Source organism: Novosphingobium sp. AAP1 (assembly GCF_001295765.1).
In the GTDB taxonomy this organism is placed as follows: Bacteria; Pseudomonadota; Alphaproteobacteria; order Sphingomonadales; family Sphingomonadaceae; genus Novosphingobium; species Novosphingobium capsulatum.
Window position 1 is genome coordinate 612,806 of record NZ_LJHO01000002.1, and the last position, 22,228, is coordinate 635,033.

Annotated in this window: 20 protein-coding genes; 12 read left to right on the plus strand and 8 right to left on the minus strand. The window is 65.4% G+C overall.

Annotation, left to right across the window (positions count from 1 at the left end; genetic code table 11):
* Positions 1–8 precede the first annotated feature (8 nt).
* The 3 genes from kdpA to IP65_RS06700 form a co-directional block, all read right to left on the minus strand.
* Positions 9–1,724 (minus strand): potassium-transporting ATPase subunit KdpA, encoded by a 1,716-nt coding sequence (gene kdpA, locus IP65_RS06690; RefSeq protein ID WP_054131158.1) that lies wholly within the window; start codon positions 1,722–1,724, stop codon positions 9–11.
* Between the two features lie 13 nt (positions 1,725–1,737).
* Positions 1,738–1,827 carry a K(+)-transporting ATPase subunit F gene (kdpF, locus tag IP65_RS06695; protein WP_022675158.1) on the minus strand — a complete coding sequence of 30 codons (90 nt, stop codon included), beginning with the start codon at positions 1,825–1,827 and terminating at the stop codon, positions 1,738–1,740.
* Positions 1,828–1,950: 123 nt separating this feature from the next.
* The gene (locus IP65_RS06700; RefSeq protein ID WP_133726776.1) at positions 1,951–2,229 is read right to left on the minus strand and encodes a hypothetical protein; all 279 of its coding nucleotides are present in this window, start codon (positions 2,227–2,229) and stop codon (positions 1,951–1,953) included.
* A gap of 166 nt (positions 2,230–2,395) precedes the next feature.
* Here IP65_RS06700 and IP65_RS06705 point away from each other — a divergent pair, with 166 nt between their 5' ends.
* A complete protein-coding gene (locus IP65_RS06705; protein ID WP_022675156.1) occupies positions 2,396–3,025 on the plus strand; it encodes a DUF1826 domain-containing protein in 630 nt (209 codons plus the stop codon).
* On the opposite strand, the gene IP65_RS06710 is transcribed toward IP65_RS06705, so the two are convergent.
* Positions 3,001–3,969, minus strand: coding sequence for a bile acid:sodium symporter family protein (locus IP65_RS06710; RefSeq protein WP_054131270.1), 969 nt, complete (start codon positions 3,967–3,969; stop codon positions 3,001–3,003). The genes IP65_RS06705 and IP65_RS06710 overlap by 25 nt on opposite strands.
* 129 nt (positions 3,970–4,098) lie before the next feature.
* Between IP65_RS06710 and IP65_RS06715 the strand changes: the two genes are divergently transcribed.
* A complete protein-coding gene (locus IP65_RS06715) occupies positions 4,099–4,959 on the plus strand; it encodes a LysR substrate-binding domain-containing protein (protein WP_054131159.1) in 861 nt (286 codons plus the stop codon).
* On the opposite strand, the gene IP65_RS06720 is transcribed toward IP65_RS06715, so the two are convergent.
* Positions 4,923–5,867: a LysR family transcriptional regulator gene (locus tag IP65_RS06720; RefSeq protein ID WP_022675356.1), complete on the minus strand. Its 945-nt coding sequence runs from the start codon at positions 5,865–5,867 to the stop codon at positions 4,923–4,925. The two genes, IP65_RS06715 and IP65_RS06720, sit on opposite strands and share 37 nt — an antisense overlap.
* Positions 5,868–5,985: 118 nt before the next feature.
* On the opposite strand from IP65_RS06720, the gene IP65_RS06725 reads away from it, so the two are divergent.
* From IP65_RS06725 to aguB, 5 genes are all read left to right on the plus strand, one after another.
* Positions 5,986–6,684, plus strand: a complete 699-nt coding sequence (locus IP65_RS06725; RefSeq protein WP_022675355.1) for a pirin family protein — start codon at positions 5,986–5,988, stop codon at positions 6,682–6,684.
* Positions 6,685–6,790: 106 nt separating this feature from the next.
* Positions 6,791–7,231 carry an OsmC family protein gene (locus IP65_RS06730; protein ID WP_054131160.1) on the plus strand — a complete coding sequence of 147 codons (441 nt, stop codon included), beginning with the start codon at positions 6,791–6,793 and terminating at the stop codon, positions 7,229–7,231.
* Positions 7,232–7,273: 42 nt separating this feature from the next.
* Positions 7,274–7,594 carry a hypothetical protein gene (locus IP65_RS06735; RefSeq protein WP_054131161.1) on the plus strand — a complete coding sequence of 107 codons (321 nt, stop codon included), beginning with the start codon at positions 7,274–7,276 and terminating at the stop codon, positions 7,592–7,594.
* Between the two features lie 144 nt (positions 7,595–7,738).
* Positions 7,739–8,800: an agmatine/peptidylarginine deiminase gene (locus IP65_RS06740; RefSeq protein ID WP_197279222.1), complete on the plus strand. Its 1,062-nt coding sequence runs from the start codon at positions 7,739–7,741 to the stop codon at positions 8,798–8,800.
* Positions 8,788–9,651 (plus strand): N-carbamoylputrescine amidase, encoded by an 864-nt coding sequence (gene aguB, locus IP65_RS06745; RefSeq protein WP_022675351.1) that lies wholly within the window; start codon positions 8,788–8,790, stop codon positions 9,649–9,651. Before IP65_RS06740 ends, aguB begins: the two co-directional genes overlap by 13 nt.
* A 141-nt stretch (positions 9,652–9,792) precedes the next feature.
* On the opposite strand, the gene IP65_RS06750 is transcribed toward aguB, so the two are convergent.
* A complete protein-coding gene (locus IP65_RS06750; RefSeq protein WP_022675350.1) occupies positions 9,793–10,263 on the minus strand; it encodes an Lrp/AsnC family transcriptional regulator in 471 nt (156 codons plus the stop codon).
* Between the two features lie 189 nt (positions 10,264–10,452).
* Here IP65_RS06750 and phhA point away from each other — a divergent pair, with 189 nt between their 5' ends.
* The 4 genes from phhA (at position 10,453) to IP65_RS06770 (ending at position 16,605) form a co-directional block, all read left to right on the plus strand.
* Positions 10,453–11,319 (plus strand): phenylalanine 4-monooxygenase, encoded by an 867-nt coding sequence (phhA, locus tag IP65_RS06755; RefSeq protein WP_022675349.1) that lies wholly within the window; start codon positions 10,453–10,455, stop codon positions 11,317–11,319.
* Positions 11,320–11,328: 9 nt separating this feature from the next.
* Positions 11,329–11,631, plus strand: coding sequence for a 4a-hydroxytetrahydrobiopterin dehydratase (locus IP65_RS06760; protein WP_022675348.1), 303 nt, complete (start codon positions 11,329–11,331; stop codon positions 11,629–11,631).
* Positions 11,632–11,921: 290 nt separating this feature from the next.
* Entirely contained in the window at positions 11,922–14,939 is a 3,018-nt protein-coding gene (locus IP65_RS06765) for a TonB-dependent receptor (protein WP_054131162.1), read from the plus strand.
* A 106-nt stretch (positions 14,940–15,045) separates the two neighbouring features.
* Positions 15,046–16,605 (plus strand): tryptophan halogenase family protein, encoded by a 1,560-nt coding sequence (locus IP65_RS06770; protein ID WP_082349819.1) that lies wholly within the window; start codon positions 15,046–15,048, stop codon positions 16,603–16,605.
* An 81-nt stretch (positions 16,606–16,686) separates the two neighbouring features.
* Here IP65_RS06770 and IP65_RS06775 read toward each other — a convergent pair whose 3' ends face one another.
* Positions 16,687–17,877, minus strand: a complete 1,191-nt coding sequence (locus tag IP65_RS06775; RefSeq protein WP_107716300.1) for an ROK family transcriptional regulator — start codon at positions 17,875–17,877, stop codon at positions 16,687–16,689.
* 228 nt (positions 17,878–18,105) lie between these two features.
* Here IP65_RS06775 and IP65_RS06780 point away from each other — a divergent pair, with 228 nt between their 5' ends.
* Positions 18,106–20,676, plus strand: a complete 2,571-nt coding sequence (locus IP65_RS06780) for a glycoside hydrolase family 3 protein (protein ID WP_156306445.1) — start codon at positions 18,106–18,108, stop codon at positions 20,674–20,676.
* A 68-nt stretch (positions 20,677–20,744) separates the two neighbouring features.
* Here IP65_RS06780 and IP65_RS06785 read toward each other — a convergent pair whose 3' ends face one another.
* Positions 20,745–22,034 (minus strand): sugar porter family MFS transporter, encoded by a 1,290-nt coding sequence (locus tag IP65_RS06785; protein ID WP_054131165.1) that lies wholly within the window; start codon positions 22,032–22,034, stop codon positions 20,745–20,747.
* Positions 22,035–22,228 lie beyond the last annotated feature (194 nt).

Here is a 22,228-nt window from a genome sequence, read left to right on the forward strand (position 1 = left end):
AGGTATCCTCAGTAAAGCAGGCCGGCAGCGCCGGTGAGATGATCGGCCACCGGGCCAAGCGCGAGCGAAGGCAGGAAGGTAAGGCCACCGACGATCAGGATCGTGGCGACCAGCAGGCCGATCCACAGGCCACCCGTGGTCGGGAACGAACCCGGCCCGGCCGGCGTGTGCTTGCGGCTGGCAAGGCTGCCGGCAATCGCCAGCACGGGGATCACGATCAGGAAGCGGCCAAGCCACATCGCCACGCCCAGCAGGCCGTTGTAGAACGGGGTGCCCGCAGTGAGCCCGGCAAAGGCCGAACCATTGTTGGCCGTGGCCGAGGTGAAGGCATAAAGGATTTCGGAAAAGCCATGCGGCCCCTTGGCCAGCGGCCCGGCAAGGCCCGCCGGCAGCACCACGGCCACCGCAGTAAGTCCCAGAATGCACAGCGGCAGGATGACAATGGCGAGCACCGCCAGCTTCACCTCGCGCGCTTCCACCTTCTTGCCCACGTATTCCGGGGTGCGGCCGACCATGAGCCCGGCGAGGAACACCGCGAGTACGGCAAACAGCAGGAAGCCATAGATGCCCGAGCCCACGCCACCGATGACGATTTCACCCAGTTGCATGTTGAACAGCGGCACCAGGCCACCGAGCGCGGTGAAACTGTCATGCATGGCGTTGACCGCCCCGCACGAAGCCGCCGTGGTCACAGCCGCGAACAGCGCGCTGGCCGCCGCGCCAAAGCGCACTTCCTTGCCTTCCATGTTGGCGCCCATCACGCCCAGGTGATGCAGCATCGGGTTGCCGGCGGCTTCGCGCCACCACGCGAACGAGGCACCAGCCACAAACAGCAGCAGCATGGCCCACAGGATCGCCCAGCCCTGGCGCGTGTTGCCCACGGCCTTGCCGAACGTATAGGTCAGCCCGGCGCCCAGCGCGAAGATCGACAGCATCTGGACGAAATCGACCAGCGCGGTGGGATTTTCGAAGGGATGGGCCGAGTTGGCATTGTAGAAGCCGCCACCGTTGGTGCCGAGCATCTTGATCGCTTCCTGCGAGGCGACCGGGCCGACCACGATGGCCTGGTGTGCGCCTTCCAGCGTCTTGGCATCGATCAAGCTGGCAAAGGTCTGCGGCACGCCGCTGGCCACCAGATAGAGCGCATAGACAATGCACGCCGGCAGCAGGACATAGAGCGTCACGCGGGTGAGATCGGCCCAGAAGTTGCCCAAGTGGCGCGTTTCGGCGCGGGCAAAGCCACGGAACAGGGCAAAGGCCACGGCAATGCCGGTGGCTGCCGAGAGGAAGTTGTGAATGGTGAGGCCAAGCATCTGCGACAGGTTCGACAGCACCGTTTCACCGGCATACCACTGCCAGTTGGTGTTGGTGACGAAGGCAATCGCAGTGTTCATCGCCCCGTCGGGCGACAGGCCGGCAAGGCCGCGCGGGTTCATCGGCAAGCTGCCTTGAAGCCGCAGCACGGCGTAGGTAAAGATCACCGTGACGACCTGGAACAGCATCAGGTGCACGGCATATTGCCGCCAGTCCTGCTCCTGGTTCGGGTTGATGCCGGCGACACGGTAGAAGGCGCGCTCGACCGGGCCGAGCACGCGGTGCAGCGGCGTGGTGCGGCCTTCATAGACGGCAAACAGCCAGAGGCCGAATGGCTTGGCCATCAGGGCGACCAGCGCGGTGAATACCAGGATCAGGCCAAAGCCCGACGCAAGGGTGGCAGATGTCATTGCACGGCCCCCATCAGAAGCGTTCGGGCCGCAGAAGCACGGCCACGAGATAGACAAGCAGGCCAGCCGCGACGAGCGCAGCGAGCATTTCGGGAATGGTCATCGGAGTGTTCCTCAGGCCCCGTGGTGTCGGAGCCAAAGCTTCAGGCCTTGTCGCACAGGGCAACGGCGGCGAGCGTGATACCGAACAGGCCGGCAAGAATGGCCAGCCAGACAAGATCAGTCATTATGCGCGATCCTTTCGCGACACGGGCAGCCAGGCACGCGGCGGGCGCGGCTGCAACCGGAATAGGCCAGAGCCACCGATGCCCAGGCCAAGCCCGGTCCAGAGCGCGGCCACGATCAGCAGCGCGACGAGCAGCGCCAGCGGGCCGGGATGGCCGTTTTCCGCGTGTTCAACCTGGGCCAGGCCCCGGGCAAGCAAGGGGACGGCGGCCAACGCGGCCAGCCCTGCGAGGCGCAACCCCATATCGCGTCCGCGCGGCCCCACAGATCGATAGTCCATGATCAGCTCCTTGGCTGTGAGATGGCGTCGATGTGGGCCTTGTGGCCGTTAAGGTTCCACGGCGCGGTGCGTGCAGGGCATAAGGATTCCGTAAAGACCGCCTGGCTTGACCGTGGCACGCTTTGGCGTCAATGTAATGGTATCACATTACATTTAACGAGATGCCATGACCACCTCCCTGCCCCGCCATCCCGCCATCGCCTGCGCTCCATGCGAAGCGGTGCTGGCACAGATTCACCAGCCCGCGGTGCAGCTCGCCCTGTGGCAGCGGCCCCGCCCGGCAGCGCTGGCCTGGCTAGACGGGATCGACCTTGCGGCGATTGCCGATATCGACTGCTGGATCGATGCACCGTTTCGGGCAGATGCGGTGGACAAGCAGCTGCATGCCGCAGGATTTCCGGCGCAACCGGCCACGGCCGCGCTGACCGCCGACATCGTGCGGCAGATGCGCGGTTTTGCCGCGATAACGCACAGCCCGCGCCTGCGCCTGCGCCTCGATGTGGTGGAAACCGATGCCTGCCGCCGCTTCCACATGGACTATGTCAGCGTGCGGCTGCTGCTGCCGCTGGTCGGGCCAGGCACGCAGTGGATCATGGCCGATGCGCCGCCCCACGGCCCGGTGCAGCAGTTGCAGCCGGGCCACGTTGGCCTGTTCAAGGGGCGGCTGGCGGTGGCAGAGCCGGCCGTGCTTCACCGCTCTCCGCCGATCGCCGGCACGGGGCAGCGGCGGCTGTTGCTGGTGCTCGATCCGCTGGATCAGACCGCCAATGATCAGCTTTCCGGCCGGGCGGCATAGCGCCGCGCCAGCGTGGCGCAGACGAACAGCTGCGCCTGGTGGAATAGCATCAGCGGCAGGACAATGAGGCTGACGGCGTGGCCGGCGAACAGGATCGTCGCCATGGGGATGCCGCTCGCCATGCTCTTCTTCGATCCGCAGAACACGATGGTAATCTCGTCTTCGGTGTTGAAGCCCAGCTTGCGGCTGGCAAGCGTGGTGGCGACAATGACCAGTGCCAGGATCAGCAGATCGAGCACCAGCACGATCAGCAGGTCGACCGGAGCCAGACGGGTCCACACACCCGCCACCATGCCTGCGCTGAACGCGGCATAGACCACCAGCAGGATCGACCCGCGATCGACATAGCTGACGATCCTCTTGTGGCTGGCCAGCCAATCGCCGATGAACGGCCGCGCCACCTGCCCGGCCACGAAGGGCAGCAGGATCTGCATGGCGATGGTTTCCAGCGAATGGGCGGAAAAGCCGCCGCTGGCCGAGGTGGGCAGCAGCAGCGCGGTGAGCACCGGGGTGAGCGCCACGCCGACGAGGTTGGACAGCGACGCACTGCACAGCGCCGCCGGCACATTGCCCCGCGCGATCGAGGTGAAGGCGATCGACGATTGCACGGTCGACGGCAGCACGCACAGGAACAGCAGGCCCACGGCAATATCGGGCGCGACCAGCCCGCCGATGAGGTGGACGACGCCAAGCCCGATCAGCGGAAACAGCGCGAAGGTGCTGGCGAAGACCAGCGCCTGCAGCCGCCAATGGGCCATGCCCTGCCACACCGCCTGGGGCGCCAGCCGCGCGCCATAGAGAAAGAACAGCAGCGCCACCGCAGCGGTGACCGCCACATCGGCCACGGCGACCCCGGCGCCATGCGCCGGAAACACCGCTGCAATCGCGATCGTGCCGATCAGCAGCAGCAGATAGGGATCGATCAGAGTGCGCAGCTTGCCCATCGGCGGCGTGTCCTTGCCAAAAATGTCAGCCTGCACCTAGGGCTCTGCGTGGCCATGCACAATCATGATCATCGCGATAACAGTCATTCATCATCTTGATAGCAGGCGATACTGTGGCATGATGGCCCGATGATCGGACCTGACCTGCTGCGTGCGTTTGTCACCGTCGCCGAATGCGGCAGCTTTACCGGTGCAGCCCGGACGCTGGGCACGCGGCAATCCACGGTGAGCCAGCAGATCCGCCGGCTGGAGGAGCTGGCCGGGCGGCGTCTTTTGGCGCGAGACACCCACCGCGTGGCGCTATCGGCCGAAGGGGAAGCGTTTCTCGACCATGCCCGCCGCGTGCTCGACGCCCACGGCCGGATGGATGCCCACCTGTCCGGCCTGCGCCTTCGCGGCCAATTGCGCTTTGGTGCGTGCGAAGATTTCGTGCTGTCGGCCCTGCCCGATGTCTTGGCGCAGTTTTCGCGGCGCCATCCCGATGTCGACGTGGCATTGACCGTGGCGCTGAGCGAAACGCTCTATGACCAGTTCGACGCGGGCGGGCTGGACATCATGTTCGTGAAGAAGCGCTCCGGCGAGCGGCGCGGGGTGACCGCCTGGCGCGAGACGGTCGGCTGGGTCGCCTCGCCCGACTTCCGGCTCGATCCGGGCGATGCCGTGCCGCTGCTGCTCTATCCGCCGCCCAGCGTGACCCGCGCGCTGGCGCTCGATACGCTGGATCGCGTGCGCGCACCCTGGCGCGTCGCATTCACCAGCGGCTCATTGAGCGGGCTGACCGCGGCGGCGCGGGCCGGGCTTGGCGTGATGCCGCACTCGTTGCGCCTGGTGCCGCAAGGGCTGGCGCCGCTTCGCCCGCCCGGCACCTTGCCCGAGCTACCGGCAATCGAATTTGCCGTAATCGCGCCCGGTGGCCACAACCTGGCGGCAGAAGCGCTGACCGCCGCGATTCTTCACTGGGCGGGCGGCACGGGCGCCGTTGCTACCTGATCGACCGACCATGGCGCGCGAGACAGGTGGCGGGCGAGAAAATCGATCAGCACCCGCACCCGTGCCGGGCGCTGGCTGCCCGGCGGCGTTACGAGATGCAGCGCGATATCGGGGATGCGCCATTCGGGCATTACCTCGACCAGGCGGCCGGCGGCCATGTCTTCCCACACCATGAAATCGGGTTGCAGCGCCAGCCCTTGGCCTGCCAGCAGCGCCGGAGCCAGCGCATCGGCATTGTTGGCGCCAAGCCGGCCCTTGACCGTCACGACATAATCCCCTTCCACCGCGTGGTGGAAGCGCCAGGATTCCGGCGCATCGAGATTGGTGTAGAGCAGCCCGACATGCCGCGACAGATCGCGCGGATGGGTGGGCGTGCCATGCGCCGCAAGATAGGAGGGCGCCGCGACCAGCGGCCGGCGCACCGCACACAGCCGCCGCGCCCGTAGCGAGCTATCATCCAGCCCGGCAATGCGCAGCACCACGTCGTGCCCGCCGCCCACGACATCGACCCGCGCGTCCGACAGATCGAGATCGAGGCCCACGTGCGGGTAAGCCTCCAGGAATTGCGGCAGGAGCGGCGCGACATGGCGCAGGCCAAAGCCCATGGGCACGGCCAGGCGCACCAGACCGCGCGGCACATCGCCTTCCGCACCTGCTTGCGCCTCGGCCGCTTCGCCATCGGCCAGGATGCGCCGCGCCCGATCGAGCACGCCGCGCCCGCTTTCGGTCAGCGCCAGGCGGCGGCTGGTGCGGTGGAGCAGCGGCACGCCCAGCCGCGCTTCCAGCCGGGTCACCGCCTTGGACACCGTGGGCTTGGACAAGCCCAGGGCATCGGCGGCTGCCGCGAACGAACCAGTATCGACCACTTTGGCAAAGATCGCCCAGGCTTCGAGATCAGGCAAAGACATTATGCAATTTCCTTCACTGATGCTTTTCCATCATTGCCATTTCTTTGCAAGTGAGAATGCCTAGATTGGCCCCAACAGCTGAACGGCACCGAACGCCGCCAGCCACTGGAGACAAGCCATGATCGAACTGCGCCCCTTTTCCGGCATCGGCCGCGCCAACCACGGCTGGCTCGATGCTGCCCACCACTTCTCATTCGCCGATTACTATGAACCGACGCGGATGGCGTGGGGCAACCTGCGCGTGTGGAACGATGACACCATCGCGGCCAAGAGCGGCTTTCCGCCCCATCCCCACCGCGACATGGAAATCATCACCTATGTGCGCGAAGGCGCGATCACCCATCGCGACAACCTGGGCAACCAGGGCCGCACCGCCGCCGGTGACGTGCAGGTGATGAGCGCAGGCACCGGGATCACCCATGCCGAATACAACCTGGAAGACGAAACCACCCGCATCTTCCAGATCTGGATCATGCCCACCCGCCAGGGTGAGCAGCCGAGCTGGGGTGCGCGCCAGTTTCCCAAGGCCGAACGCTCGGGTGAGCTGGTGGTCCTCGCCAGCGGCTATGCCGAAGACAAGGACGCGCTGCCGATCCGTACCGAAGCGCGCCTGGTGGCCGCAACGCTGCTGGCCGGGCAGAGCGTGGACTATGTCCTGGGCGCAGAGCGCAAGGGCTATCTGGTGCCGGCCACCGGCAAGATCACGGTGAACGGCGTGACGGCCGACGCGCGCGATGGCCTGGCCATTGCCGATGTCGACACGATCACCATCTCGGCGCTGGAAGACAGCGAAATCGTGCTGGTCGACACGCTGTGATGGCCTGACGCCGGCAATTGACCAACGGGGCGGTCGCAAGGCGCGGCGGCCGCCCCAGCTTACCCGCCCCAACGTATCTGGCGCGCCGATCGAAAGGTTCACGGCCATGACCCAAGCCAACACCCCCGCCCATGTGCCCCATGCCAGCGCCACCAGCACCGGCGCGGGCACGTTCCAGTCTCGCCTGGCGATCGGCGGGCGCGAAGGGCAGGAGGATATCCTGGCCGATGAACCGGTAGCGCTGGGTGGATTGGGCACTGGCCCGACACCCTATGACCTGCTGTGCGCCGCGCTGGCCACCTGCACCACGATGACCCTGCGCTTTTATGCCGGGCGCAAGGGCTGGGACATTGGCGCCGTCCACACCGTGGTCACCCATGCCCGCGTTGCCGGGCAGACCCCGCCCGACCAGTTTTCCCGCGCCATCACGCTCGACCCCGCGCTTGAACCAGCGGTTCGTGACGAGTTGCTCGGCATCGCCAACCGCTGCCCAGTGCACAAGACGCTGACGCAGGGTGCCGCGGTAGCCACTGTCCTGGCTGCCTGAGCGGCTGCCCTTCCCCATCCCCGTTTTGCAAGAGGTCTTGCCATGGTTCCCGCCGCCGTCACCCCCGCACTTTCTCGCCAGGATTGGCTGGCCGCCCACGTTGGCGCGCACGATGCCGACACGATCGGTTGCCGCGCCCCGGCCATGCCCGATCACGCCAAAACCCGCCTGCAACGCTGGATGACCCGCCTGTTCGGCGACAATGCCCCGATGCCGCTGGCCGATCCACGCCTGGAGGCCGTGCGCCGCTTTGCCTGCGCCACCCGCGCCGGCCGGCTGCCCGATGGCACGCTGATCGGCGAGTTGCACCAGCGCGGGCTGGACGATGCCGAACTGGCCGCGATCGCCCGCTTTGCTGCGTGAATGGCTCGGCGCGTGAGGTCAGGTGAACGCTTTTCATCAAAAGCGTGAAAAGGTCGCGTTTGGCAAGCCGGGAACCACAAGCCATGATCAGCCACGCCCCCCGATTAAGGCAGGGGCATGCATCATTGGCAAAAGGCAAATCCCATGCGGCTGGACCTGTCGCCCTATCTTTCGCAAAAATTCCTCATGCCAGCGGAAACCGAGCGGCATAGCGCGTGCTGGATGGCCTGGCCGGTAAGGACCGCGTTGTGGGGCGATCGCCTCGCCGCCGCCCAGACCGATTTTGCCACGGTGGCGCGTGCCATCGCCCGCTTCGAACCGGTGCACATGGTATGCCGCGAGCAGGACGTTACGGCCGTGCGCGAACAGTGCGGCGACGCCGTAACGCCATTCATCGCGCCGATCGATGACAGCTGGATGCGCGATTCCGGGCCGACGTTCGTGCGCGGCAGCAAGGGCGGCCTCGCCGTGGTCAACTGGGCGTTCAACGCCTGGGGGCGCAAATACCACCCCTATGCCGCCGATGCCGCGCTCAAGCGCCGGATGGCCGAGCAACTTGGCCTGCCGCTGGTAACCTGTCCCTTGACTGCCGAAGGGGGCGCGATCCTGTCTGACGGCGAAGGCACGGTGATCACCACCGAAAGCTGCCTGCTGCACGCCAACCGCAACCTGGGGCTCACCCGTGCCCAGGTCGAGGCGGAGCTGCTCGCCGCGCTGGGTGCGGAAAAGATCGTGTGGTTGCCGGGGGACGCAGCCGAAGTGGAAACCGATGGCCATGTCGATTGCCTGGCGGCCGTCGTGCGGCCCGGGGTGGTGATGATGGAAGACCCGGCGACGGCCAGCGGTGCGCGCGCCGAGACGCTGGCGGCCAACCGCGCCGCTCTGCTGGCGCAGCGCGACGCGCGGGGTCGGCCCTTTGCGATCATCGATCTTCCCGCCGCGCCCACGATCGATCCGCGCGATGCCCGGCACCAGCCCTCCTATGTCAACTTCTACATTGCCAATGGCGCGGTGATCATGCCCGGCCATGGCGTGCCGCAAGACGACGCGGCGCGCGCTGCCGTGGCCGCCGCGTTTCCCGATCGTGCCGTGGTTCAGCTGGTGTTGCCGGCCCTGCCCTATGGCGGCGGCTCGATCCACTGCATCACCCAGCACCAGCCCGCACCGCATTTCCTGCCCGATGGAGCCCAGCCATGCGCCCAGTGACCGTTGCCGCCACCCAGTTTGCCTGCACGTGGGATCTTGCCGCCAATCTCGATCGCGCCGAAATGCTGGTGCGCGAGGCAGCTGCGCAGGGCGCCCAGGTCGTCCTGCTGCAGGAACTGTTCGAAGCGCCCTACTTCTGCGCCGACGAACGACCCGATCACTTCGCGCTGGCCCGCCCCTGGGCCGGCAACCCGGTGATCGCCCGCTTTGCCGATCTGGCGGCCGAGCTGGGCGTGGTGCTGCCGATCAGCTTTTTCGAAAGCGTGGGTGCAGCGCACTTCAACGCCCTGGCGATGATCGATGCCGATGGCACCGAGCTGGGGCTTTATCGCAAGAGCCACATTCCCCAAGGGCCAGGCTATCGCGAAAAGTACTTCTTTGCCCCGGGCGATACCGGGTTCCAGGTGTGGGACACCGCCTTCGGCCGCATCGGCGCTGGCATCTGCTGGGACCAGTGGTTTCCCGAATGCGCGCGCGCCCTGGCCTTGCAGGGCGCCGAACTGATCCTTTACCCAACAGCGATCGGCAGCGAGCCGGCCTTTCCCGGCTATGACAGCCAGCCACACTGGCAGCGCGTGATGCAGGGGCATGCCGGCGCCAACATGGTGCCCGTCATCGCGTCAAACCGGGTTGGCTTTGAAACGAACCAGGACGGTGACATCACCTTCTACGGCTCGTCCTTCATCGCCGACCAGTTCGGCGCCGTGGTAGCCCAGGCCCCGCGCCAGGGTGAGGCGGTGATCACCGCCAGCTTCGACCTGGACGAAATTGCCCCGCAGCGTGCCGGCTGGGGCCTGTTCCGCGATCGCCGGCCAGAACTCTATGGCGTGATCGGCACCTACGGCGGCTAGGATGTGTGGGGATTCAGCCCATGGCGGGCTGCGAACGGCCGCTTTTCGCGCTTCCGGTGCTCACGTACCAAAAGTACGCTGCGCTCCGGGTCGCGAAAATCAGCCATTCTCGCGCCACCCTGGCCTGAATCCCCACACACCCTAGACCGGCAATTGCGTGGTGGCCTTGATCCGCTTGAGCGCAAAGTGCGAGGCGGACGTGGCCACCGCCGGGTGGCGCAGCAGGGCGTGCATCAGGAAATGCTCGTATTGCGCCATATCGCGCACCACGATGCGCAACTGATAGTCCCATTCGCCCGACATCGACAGGCATTCGAGCACTTCATCGCGATCCAGCACGAATTGCTCGAAACTGCCACGGGCCTGTGCATCGTGGGCCTTCATCCGCACCTGGCAGACGGCATCGAGCGCCAGGCCCAGCGCAGCAGGATCGAGCAGGCGCACCGCCGGCCCCAGCACCCCGGCCTCTTCCAGCGCCTTGAGCCGGCGCCAGCACGATGCGGGCGAGGTTCCCACCGCCTCGGCCAGGGCGGCGTGGCTGAGATCGGCCTCGCGCTGCACGGCCTGAAGCAGGCGGCGATCAAGAGCGTCAAGGGCAAGCGGGGCGGTCATGGCGTCTCTCATGGGGTTGCGAACGACAGAGGGAAGCAGCGAATCAAAAAGAAATTTGTGCATTGCCAAAAAAATTGTGAAGCATTCATACCAGCATCATTGCACAAAACGATACAGATCATTCACCCTCGGGCGATCGACCACACATTGTGAAACGACTTTCCAGATCGCCTGCGACACACTGCGCAGATGGCCAGCGATCTTCCCCTCACGCCGCCCCCTGGTGCTGCCGCCGATTGGACAGTGCCGCAGGACTGGGCCAGCTACACGCCGGCCGACCATGCCACGTGGGACACCCTGTTCCGCCGCCAGGTGGAAATGCTGCACGATCGCGCGGCGCCGGAATTCCTGGCCGGGCTGGACATCCTGCGCCTGTCACGCCCCGGCATTCCCGATTTTGCCGAACTGTCAGAGCGACTCTATCAGGCCACGGGCTGGGAAGTGGTGGCCGTGCCGGGGCTGGTTCCCGATGCGGTGTTCTTCGATCACCTCGCCAACCGCCGCTTCGTGGCCGGGCGCTTCATCCGCCGGCCCGATCAGCTGGACTACCTGTCCGAACCCGACGTATTCCACGATGTCTTTGGCCATGTGCCGCTGCTCGCTGATCCGGTCTTTGCCGATTACATGCAGGCCTATGGCCAAGGCGGGCTGCGGGCGCAGGGCATGGACGCCCTCGTCAACCTGGCGCGGCTCTATTGGTATACCGTGGAATTCGGGCTGTTGCGCACGCCGCACGGGCTTCGCATCTATGGCGCGGGGATCGTGTCCTCGCACGGGGAAAGCGTGTTCGCGCTGGATGACCCCTCGCCCAACCGACTGGGTTTTGACCTGTCGCGGCTGCTGCGCACGGACTATCGCATCGACACCTATCAGCAGAGCTATTTCGTAATCGACAGCTTTGCCGACCTGCTTGACCAGACCCGCAATACCGATTTCGCCCCGCTCTATGCCGCCGTGGCTGACCTGCCCACGCTTGCCCCCGACGCGGTGATCCCGCAGGATCGGGTATTGCACCATGGCACGCAGGCCTATGCCCGTCGCATGCCCGCTGCCTGAAGGAACGCCATGCCCGAAACCAAATCCATCGCCGCCCTTGGAGAAGCCGAACTGGTACAAGCCCTGGCGCTGTTGCCGCACTGGCAGCATGACCGGGCGCGCGCCGCACTGTACCGCCGGGTCGTCATGCCCGATTTTCCTGCGGCTATGGCATTCATGGTGCAAGTCGGCTTTGCCGCCGAGCGGATGGACCATCACCCGGAATGGAGCAACGTCTACAACCGGGTGGACATCTGGCTGACCACGCACGACGCGGGCGGCATTTCGACGCGTGACGTGGCCTTGGCTGGAATCATCGACGCCCTGATCTGAATTCCGCGACGCTGGCGTAACGGCCCTTCACCCCCGGAAGCGATTCCGGGGGTGTTTTTCGTGTGCGGCGTGGCCTGGCCGCCCTGCTCGCCGCCACGGCATTGCTGCAACCGCGTTGTCGAGAAGTCATCGCCATGTGCCTTCAAACAACTGGCGAAATTGGATTTTCCGAAAGGCGTTTTGGTAACGTTCAGAAAACGTTTGACGCAAAGGGCATTCGCGGGCAATTTGATAAAACAAAATTGTTTAATCGTAGGCAAGACCTACAATCTTCAGGAGAGGACATTTCGATGCGATCGTTTGCGTCTCGTTCCCGCGTGCTGCGTTACGCGGTATCGGCCATCGCACTGGCAACCCCGGTCCTTGCCACGGCCCAGACCGCTGAAAATCCTACCACTGACAGCGCTGCCGGAACGCCCGAACAGGCGATTATCGTTACTGGCATTCGCGCCTCGGTCGCCCGCGCGATCGACGTGAAGCGCAACAGCGCCAGCGTGGTCGATGCCATTTCCGCGCAGGATATCGGCAAGCTGCCCGACGTGACGATTTCCGACTCGCTTCAGCGCATTCCGGGCGTGCAGATCCGCCGCGACGCCGGCGAAGGTGCCAGCGTGAACGTGCGCGGCCTGCCCCAGGTGCAGACGCTGCTCAACGGCGAAGCCTATCTCGGCGCGAACTCGATCACGTCGGTCCAGCCCAACTTCACCGACATCCCGTCGCAGCTGTTTTCGGGCGCGAACGTCATCAAGTCGCCCACTGGCACGCTGCTCGCTTCGGGCATCAGCGGCACGATCGACCTGCTCACGCGCCGTCCGTTCGATTTCAAGTCGGGCCTTTCGGGCGCAGCCGCCGTCGAAGGTTCCTATGGCGACAAGGCCAAGAAGTGGAACCCGCAGGTCAATGGCCTGCTCGCCTGGCGCAACGATGACGTCGGCTTCCTGGTTTCGGCATCCTATGCCAAGGTCGATCTGTCCAACTCGTATTCGGGCATCCAGCGCGATTACGGCGGCCGCCTCGCCAATGAATCGATTGGCGATGCCACCGGCTACGGCGGCTTCCGCTTTGACGATCCCAATCGCGGCACCTCGATCTACAACAACGGCCTGCTCACCGGCGTGGACGTGAACGGCGATGGCGATGCCAACGATACCTATTTCTCGCCCCAGGCCCACACCGGCTGGAACCGCATCACCACGCGTGAGCGCTTCGGCCTCAACGGCTCGTTCCAGGCGCACCTTAACGACAAGCTCGACCTGGTTGCCGACGGGTTCTACACCAAGCAGACGCAGTATGATCGCACCGCTGGTTTCCAGTTCCAGGCGGTGAACTGGCAGGCGGCCGATTTCGTGCCGGGCCACTCGCGCGATACCGGTGTCAAGATCAACGGCTACAACTTCAACGTCGTCGACCAGTACAACTACACGCTGCAGAACTTTGACAGCTATTCCGAAACCGGCCGAACCAAGTCTGACTCGATCAACCTCAACCTTGAACTGCGCTATAACAGCGGGCCGTTCAAGGCGACGCTGCGCGGGCTTTATGGCAAGGCGCACAAGAACTTCGACGACAGCTATTTCCAGCTGAGCCTGTCGAACGGCAAGCAGTGGTTCAATGGCGTGGGCCACTATCCGGCCGCGCTGGGCGGCGATCGCACGTTCAACCCGCTGGGCTACACCTACAACACCCTGCCGGCCTCGATCGACTATCGCGGCGAAATGCCCAATTTCACCCTGCCGAACGCGCTGGCCAGCAACCTGGGGAATCCGGCTGCCTACGGCTTCAAGACCACGTCTTCGGAAAACAACTACCGGTCGAATTCGGATCTCAAGGTGGCGCGCTTTGACGCCAGCTATGAATTTTCGCCCGATGTGTCGTTCGATTTCGGTGCGCGCTATGGCGAGCGTGGTGCAGAAGCCTATTACTTCGATCGTGCCGCGCCGTTCTATGCCGGTCAGGGCGCATCCGATCCCAACGGTTGCTACGTCAAGTGGAAGGCGTTCGACGTTCAGATGAACAGCAGCAGCTGTTCGGCGGGCGATGCCAACGGTTTCTATACCGCGGGCCTGACGCGCCTGGGCAACGACGCGACGATCTCCAAGTACCTCAAGCAGTACACCGTGCCGGCCGGGGGCGTCGGCGCGTTCTACGTGCTCGATCCGCACGCGATGGACGATGCCGCCTCGTTCCAGAACAGCTTCTATCCCGGCAACAAGGAATTCGTCATTCCGGGCCGGTCGTATTCGATCAAGCTCCACCAGAAGTCGGCCTATGGCCAGCTCAACTGGAACACCGAAATCGGTGGCATGGCGCTGCGTGCCAACGCCGGCCTGCGCGTGATCAACACCACCTTCAACGTGCGCCAGAACATCTCGGGTCCGGGGCAGCCCTATGGTCTTCCGGCTGCCGACGTGGGCGATATCTATACCCACCGCTCGTTCACCGACTGGCTGCCGGCGCTCAACGCCTCGCTCGACGTGACTGAAAAGTTCCGCGTGCGCGCCGCGTTCTCCAAGAACATGACGCTGCTTGATCTGGCGCAGTGGGGCGGTGGCCTCGATCTCAACTACGCGATCGATACCACGTTCAACCCACCGATCTTCCGCGTGTCGGGCGGCAATTCCAACGGCAACCCGATGCTCGATCCCTGGCGGTCGACCAACTATGAAGTGTCGTTCGAATATTACCTGAACCGTACCAGCCTGATCAACTTTGGCCTTTATCGCATTGATATCGCCAGCTTTGTGAAGACGGACTCGGTCAAGCGGACGGACCTGCCCGATCTTGACGGCGTGGTGCGCAGCACCGTGTTCATCAACTCGCAGGTGCAGGGTCGCGGCGGCTATCTGCAGGGCATCGAAGCCGGGGCCAAGCTTGGGTTCGATTTCCTGCCGGGCGTGCTCAGCGGCTTTGGCGTCGATCTCAACTACACGCTGTCTGATTCCAACGCCGGGGGCACCAACCTGAACGGGGCCAAGCTGCCGTTCCAGGATAACTCCAAGCACCAAGTCAACGCGGCGCTGTGGTTCGAAAAGTATGGTCTCCAGGCCCGCGTGGCGTGGAACTATCGCTCGGCCCGCGTGGAGCAGACGAACTTTGCCGGCATCGACGGCCTCACACTGATGCAGGCCCCGACCAACTATGTCGACGCGTCGGTTTCGTATGATATCAACAAGCGTCTGACGATCTATGCCCAGGGCTCCAACCTGACCGGCGAACATGAGCGCTATTACCTCGCGTTCCCCGACCAGAAGGCCTTCAACAACATCTACGAACGCCGCTTCCTGATCGGCGCCCGTACCAAGTTCTAAGTCTATCGAACCAAAGAGGATCTTTTAACGAGCCTCCTGACTGACCCGCCGTCCAACTTCTCCCCTGGGCGGCGGGTCTTTTCGTTTCAACCACACGAGTGTTGCCATGACCGACATGCCAGCCGCCCAGCACGCCAAGCCCATCCGCCAGATCGTGATCGCCGGCGGCGGCACGGCGGGCTGGATGGCTGCCTGCTATTTTTCGGGCCGGCTGGCACGGCAAGGCGTGGCCATCACCGTGGTGGAATCCAGCGCGATCGGCACGGTGGGCGTGGGCGAAGCCACGGTGCCGGGCATCCGCGACTATTTCCGTGCGATCGGCGTCGAAGACATCGACGTGCTTCGTGCCACCGGCGGCACGGTGAAACTGGGCATCGAGTTTCGCGACTGGGCCCAACCCGGCAGCCGCTTCTTCCATCCGTTCGGGCTCTATGGCGTGCCCTCACGCGGGGTGCCGTTTCACCAATACTGGCTCAAGCTGCAGCATGCCGGCGAGCCGACCGACCTTGCGGCCTACAGCCTGTGCAGCGCGCTGGCGCAGCGCGGCGCGTTCATGCTGCCGCCCGACAAGCCGGTGAACGACTTGGCTGTGTTTGATTGGGCGGTACACTTCGACGCCAGCCGCTTTGCCGCGATGTTGCGCGATCGCGCGTTGGCGCAGGGCGTGCGCCACATCGATGACGTGATCAACGATGTGGCGCTGGATGCGCAGACCGGCCATATCGCGCATCTGGTAACAAAGGAGCACGGCAGCGTTGCCGGCGACCTTTTCATCGACTGCACGGGCTTTCGTTCACTGCTGCTGGGCAAGGCGCTGGGCGTGGGGTGGACCGACTGGACCGATCTGTTGCCATGCGACCGCGCGGTGGCCATTCCCTGCGCCGCCGATGCGACGCGCGATTGGTCCTATACCGTCAGCACCGCGCAAGAGGCCGGCTGGCAATGGCGCATCCCGCTGCAGCATCGCGTGGGCAATGGCTATGTCTATTCCAGCGCGATGCTGTCGGATGACGAGGCGACGGCCAAGCTGCTGTCACGCCTGGAAGGTGAAGCCCTGGCCGAGCCCAACCTCATCCGCTTTGGCGCTGGGCATCGCCAACGGTTCTGGGTGGGCAACTGCGTGGGCATGGGCTTGGCGGCGGGGTTCCTGGAGCCGTTGGAATCGACCAGCATCACCCTGATCCAGACGGCGATCGAACGCCTGGCGGAATTCTTTCCCGATGCCACGTTCGATCCGGCGCTGGCCGACGAATTCAACCGCGCCACCACACTGGAATATGCCCGCATCCGCGATTTCCTGATCCTGCATTACCTGGGCAACCGGCGCGTGGGCGAGCCATTCTGGGACCGCCTGCGCCAGGCCGACGTGCCCGAGATGCTGGCCCACAAGCTGCGCCTGTTCCGCGCGCGGGGGCGGCTGGTGCGCTATGAATGGGAAAGCTTCCTCGATCCCAGCTGGCTGTCGATGTACGCCGGGTTCGATTGGCTGCCCTCGGCGCACGATCCAATGGCCGATCACTTTACCAATGCGGAGATCAGCGAGGCGCTGCGCCGTATGCGCGAAACCGTGGCGGGTGCCGTGGCCGAGGCGCGGCCACACCGCGATTTCATTGCGCATATCGCCGGCATCGCCGGCAGCCCACCGGCCGGCCCGTTGGCCGCCTGAACCCGCGCCCGCCCGTTTGCACCAAGGATGATGCCGCCATGGATGGCCTGCGCCCGGCCAGCAGCCTTGCCGCCCTGCGGCTCAGCCCTGGGCGTCTGCCGTCCACAGCACGCGCGCGGCGGGCAACAGGAAATGGCTGAAGGGCAGGATCGCCGCGCCCACCGCCGGTGCATCTTCGGCCAGCCAGGCACGCTGGACCAGCGACAGCGCAGGAACATGCGCGCCACGCCGCTGCAACAGCTGATTCAGCCGATCGGCCAGCGCATCGACCCAGCGCCCCGGCAACCGGCCGCCGACGAAAATCGCCGCCGGGTTGATCAGGCAGTTCACCGCGATGAGGGGATCGCACAACTCTTCGGCGGCGCCTTCCACCCAGGCAGCCATGGCACTGGCGAGACGAGGATCATCCGGGTTGCCGCGCAGATCAGCCTCGGTCAGGCCGACCGCACCAAGGGCACGGCGCACGCCCGAAAGCGAGACGAGATCCTGCACCGGGTGCGGGGCCTGTCCTTCCCGCCGCGCCAGCATGAAGCCGATTTCGCCGCTGCGGCCATTGGCGCCGCGAAAATAGGCGCCATCCACGACCAGGCCACCGCCCAGCCCGGACGAAACCAGGATGTAGAAAAAGCTGGAGCAGGTCTGGCCGTGGCCCAGTTGCTGTTCACCCATCGCGGCCGCGGCAGCATCATTTTCAACGAAGATCGGCAGTTCGAACGGGCCACGGAACAGGTCGGCAATATCGGCAGTTTCCCAGCAGGCGAAATCGGCAGGCCGGCCCGGCAGATCGACCAGACCGAAATCGTCGGGCTTTGCCACACCCAGCCCAACCAACCGCGCCGGCTCGACCCCGGCCTCGTCGAGCAGGCGGCGGATCGACCCGCGATAGAGCGCCTGGACATCGGCTGGCATCGGGAAGGCAATGTCCTGAGTAATGCCGGCGACAACCGCGCCGGCAAAATCCACGACGACCAGCGTGATGTGATCGCGATCGATGTTGACGCCAATGGCATAGCAGGCCGACCGGTTGATCACCAGGCGCGTGGCGGGCTGGCCGCGTCCGCCGCGCCGCTGGCCGGCATCCTCGATCAGGCCATCGGCCATCAGACGCTTGGTAATGTTGGCTATGGCCGGCGGGGTGAGCCCGGTGATGCGGGCCAGATCGATGCGGGTAAGCGGGCCGTTGACGCGGATGGCATGCAGCGTGACGCGCTGGTTGTGATCGGCCGCACGCTCAAGGTTCGTGCCAGACAGGCGGATCTGATCGCTGGCCATTATGCCGCCCGCCCCTGTGGGGTTGCCGTCCGGGGCGGTTTCAACCTGTTCATCGTGCCTCGATCCCATGTGTTTCTATTGCCACGCACGGCCTGCGAAACAAATGCGAAAAGCGGGGCATTTGCGCGCAAATTTCATGCATCAGCCTGTCGGTTATGCCCGACTTTGGCACAGCCCCTCGTGAAAACCAAAAAATATTTAAACTTGTTTTAATTAAGGATGCCCGAAATGCCTGTAAATCGTTTTCGCCTATCAACTTACCTGTCGACAGCGGCCGCACTGGCCTTTGGCCTGGGCCTGTCGTGGGGCGGCGCGGCCTGCGCGCAGACTGCGCCGAGCGAGGCTGCCCTTCCCGCGGCCGCTGCCAGCGCCGTGGCCCACCCCGCGCTGTGGCCCCAGGCCCGCTGGCCCTGGCGCCAGGATGCCGCGATGGAAGCCCGCATCGATGCGCTGATCAAGCGGATGACGCTGGAGGAAAAGGTTGGCCAGATTCTTCAAGCCGATCTTTCCACCGTCACGCCCGACGACGTGCACCGCTATCACCTGGGATCGGTGCTCAATGGCGGCAATGCCGGGCCGGGCGGCAATGACTATGCCCCGGCGCCCGAATGGCTCAAGCTGGCGGACGCGTTCTATGATGCCTCTGTCGACAAGCGCGATGGCGGCGTGGCCATCCCGGTGATGTGGGGCACCGATGCCGTGCACGGGCACAGCAACATCGTGGGCGCCACGCTGTTTCCCCACAATTCCGCACTGGGCGCCACGCACGATCCCGCGCTGCTGCAACGCATCGCGGCGGTGACCGCCACCGAAGTGCGCGTGACCGGCATCGACTGGACCTTTGCCCCGACCATCACCGTGCCGCAGGACACCCGCTGGGGCCGCGCCTTTGAAGGCTATTCCGAAGATCCGGCGCTGGTGGCCAGCTATGCCCGGCCATTCATCGAAGGGCTGCAGGGCAAGCCCAATTCCGGCCCGCTACTGGCCGGGCCGCATGTGATCGCCACGGCCAAGCATTTCCTGGCCGATGGGGGCACGTTCGAAGGGCGCGACCAGGGCGACGCCGTGATCGACGAAGCGACGCTGATCAAGGTGCATGCCCAGCCCTATGTCAGCGCGATCGACGCCGGCGTGCTGTCGATCATGGCCAGCTTTTCCAGCTGGCACGGCGTTAAGATGACCGGCAACAAGAGCCTGCTGACCGACGTGCTCAAGAAGCGCATGGGCTTTGCCGGCCTGGTGGTGAGCGACTGGAACGCGCATGGCCAGGTGGCCGGGTGCAGCAACGCCTCGTGCCCGCAGGCGGTCAACGCCGGGATCGACATGCTCATGGCGCCCGATAGCTGGAAGGCGCTCTATCACAGCCTCATAGCGCAAGTGCAGGATGGCACGGTGCCGATGGCGCGACTGGACGAGGCCGTGGGCGCGGTGCTGCGCGTCAAGATGCGCGCTGGTCTGTTTGGCGCCGGGCGCCCGTCTTCCCGCCCCTATGCCGGGCAGTTCGATCTGCTGGGCAGCGCACCCCACCGCGCGATTGCCCGCCAGGCCGTGCGGGAATCGCTGGTACTGCTCAAGAACGAGGCTGGCATTCTGCCGCTGTCGCCCAAGGCGCGCATTCTGGTCGCCGGTGATGGCGCCAACGACATTGCCCGGCAATCGGGCGGGTGGACGCTTTCGTGGCAAGGCACCGGGCTTGATCCCAAGCTGTTCCCCGGCGCCACCACGCTGTGGCAGGGCATCGATACAGCAGTGCGCGCGGCAGGCGGGCAGGCCACACTTTCGCCCGATGGCAGCTTTGCCGGGCAAAAGCCCGACGCGGCGATCGTGGTCTTTGGCGAGACGCCTTATGCCGAATTCCAGGGCGATCTGCGCAGCCTGCAACTCAAGCCCGATCTGCGCGCGCCGCTGGAAACGATGCGCAAGCTCAAGGCCGCTGGGGTTCCCGTGGTTGCGCTGATGCTGACCGGCCGGCCGCTCTATACCAACCCGTTCCTCAACCTGGCAGATGCCTTTGTCGTGGCGTGGTTGCCGGGATCGGAAGGCGAAGGCGTGGCCGATGTGCTGCTGCGCGGCAGCGATGGCAGCGTGGCCCACGATTTCACCGGGCGCTTGCCGTTCCGCTGGCCGATGACGGCCGTGCCGGGCGGGGCAACGCTTTATCCGCTGGGCCACGGCCTGTCGCTCAAGGCCAAGGCGCCCCGGTGGGTGCCCCTGCCCGAGCAATCGGGTGTGGACGACAGCGCCGGCAGCACCACCGAGTATTTCCAGAAAGGCGTGCCCACGCCAGGCTGGTCGCTGGAAATCCAGAACGCCGGCACCGGCGGGGTGACGCGGATCACCAGCGTGCCCGCCACGGTGGCCGATAGCGGCGTGGCCATCACCGCCAGCGATTACCAGGTGCAGGAAGGGGCGCGGACCTTTGCCTTTTCCGGCAGCAAGGGCACCGCGGCGCTGGCGCTCACCACCCACGCCCCGGCAGACCTCTCGCGCGAGACCAACGGCGAGATGATGCTGGTGACCACGATCCGCGTGGATACGGCGCCCACCGCGCCGGTTACCCTGGCGATGGACAGCGCCGGAAAGGCCACCAGCCTGTCGCTGGGCAAGCTCGACATGCTGCCGCGCGGCACCTGGACCACGCTGGGCATTCCGCTGCAATGCCTGCGCACGGCAGGGGCGCGGATGGATGCGGTCGACGCGCCGCTGATCCTGTCAACCGGCGGGGCGATGACGATCAGTCTGGCCCGGGTGAAGCTGGGGATGGATGCGCAAGTGCGGCTGCCCTGCGCCACGCATTGATCGCCGCGCCAAGCCCTCCTGACGCATGACGCGGGCCGGGACGATCCCCGGCCCGCGCCCATGCACGGTCAGTGCGAAAGCCGCGCGGCCAGTTCCTCGAGATCGACGCCGCGCGTTTCGGGGAAGAAGCGCCAGACCACCACCGCCTGCACCGCCATGGCCAGGGCAAAGACCACGAAAGGTAGGCTCTGGGTGAACTGCGCGACCACCGGGAAGGCAAAGCTGATCGCGGCGTTGAGCACCCAGTGCGTGGTGCTGCCCAGCGCCTGGCCGCGTGCGCGCACCGGCGTGGGAAAGATTTCCGACAGATAGACCCAGATCACCGCCCCTTGGGAAAAGGCAAAGGCAGCGATGAACAGCACGAGCAAAGGCAACAGGAACTGCGCGCCGCTGCCCGAGGCATAGATCGCCGCCACGCCCGCCAGCGCCAGCGTGGTCCCAATCGCGCCGGTAAGCAGCAGCGGGCGACGGCCCACGCGATCGATCACCGTCATCGCCACCATGGTGGCAACAAGGTTGGTCAATCCGATGGCGACCGCCTGAAGATCGGCGGACACGCCGGTGAAGCCGGCCGCAGCGAAAATGTCGTTGAGGTAATAGAGAATGGCATTGATGCCGGAAAGCTGGTTGAACGCGGCAATCGCGATCGCCAGCAGGATCGGCCGGCGATGGCGCCGCCAATCGAGGCGTGCATCGGATTGATCGGTGCTGGCCAGCGCCATGGCATCGAGGCCAAGCCGGTCTGCCGCCACCCGTGCCTGCGCCCCACGCCCCTTGCTCGCCAGCCAGCGCGGACTTTCGGGAATGCCGGGCAGCATCACCGCAAAGAACAGCGCCGGCAGGGCCGCGATGCCAAGCTTGGCCCGCCAGGCAATGTCAGCCGGAAGCGCCAGCGCCAGCAGCCAGTTGCTGCAATAGGCAAGCAGGATGCCGGCAACGATGTTGAACTGGAACATCGCCACCAGCCGGCCACGCCGGGCCGCGGCGCTGACTTCGGAGATATAGACCGGCGCCAGCACCGACGAGCCGCCGATGGCAAGGCCGCCCAGAAAGCGAAAGGCCACGAACAGCGCCATCCCGCCCGCCAGGGCAGAACCGATCGCCGAAACGAGATAAGCGACACCGATCCAGGTCAACACCCGGCGGCTGCCCAGGCGATCGCCCAGCCCGCCGGCCATACTGGCCCCCACCAAGGTACCCCACAGCGCGGCAGAAACGGCAATGCCCAGCCCCGTGGCGGAAAGTGCGAAATGCTGGCGCAACGCCTCGGTCACGCCGGAAATCACCGCCGTGTCGAACCCGAACAGCAGGCCGGCCAGGCTGGCCGCGACGGCTGCCCTTACGGCCGCCTTCGGCATAGGCTGCAGAGCCCCTTCCCCCGGGCCGCTACCGCCCTCGAAATTCGCATGCATCGCGCTCTCCCAATCATTAATTCAATTTGACTTATTAATTCGGTTTGCGTCAGAAAGGAACCGACGATGATGGGCTGGCGACCGCGACGACGGGCCATCTCATACACTGGTGCCAACACCCGGCCAAGCGGGTGACGCGC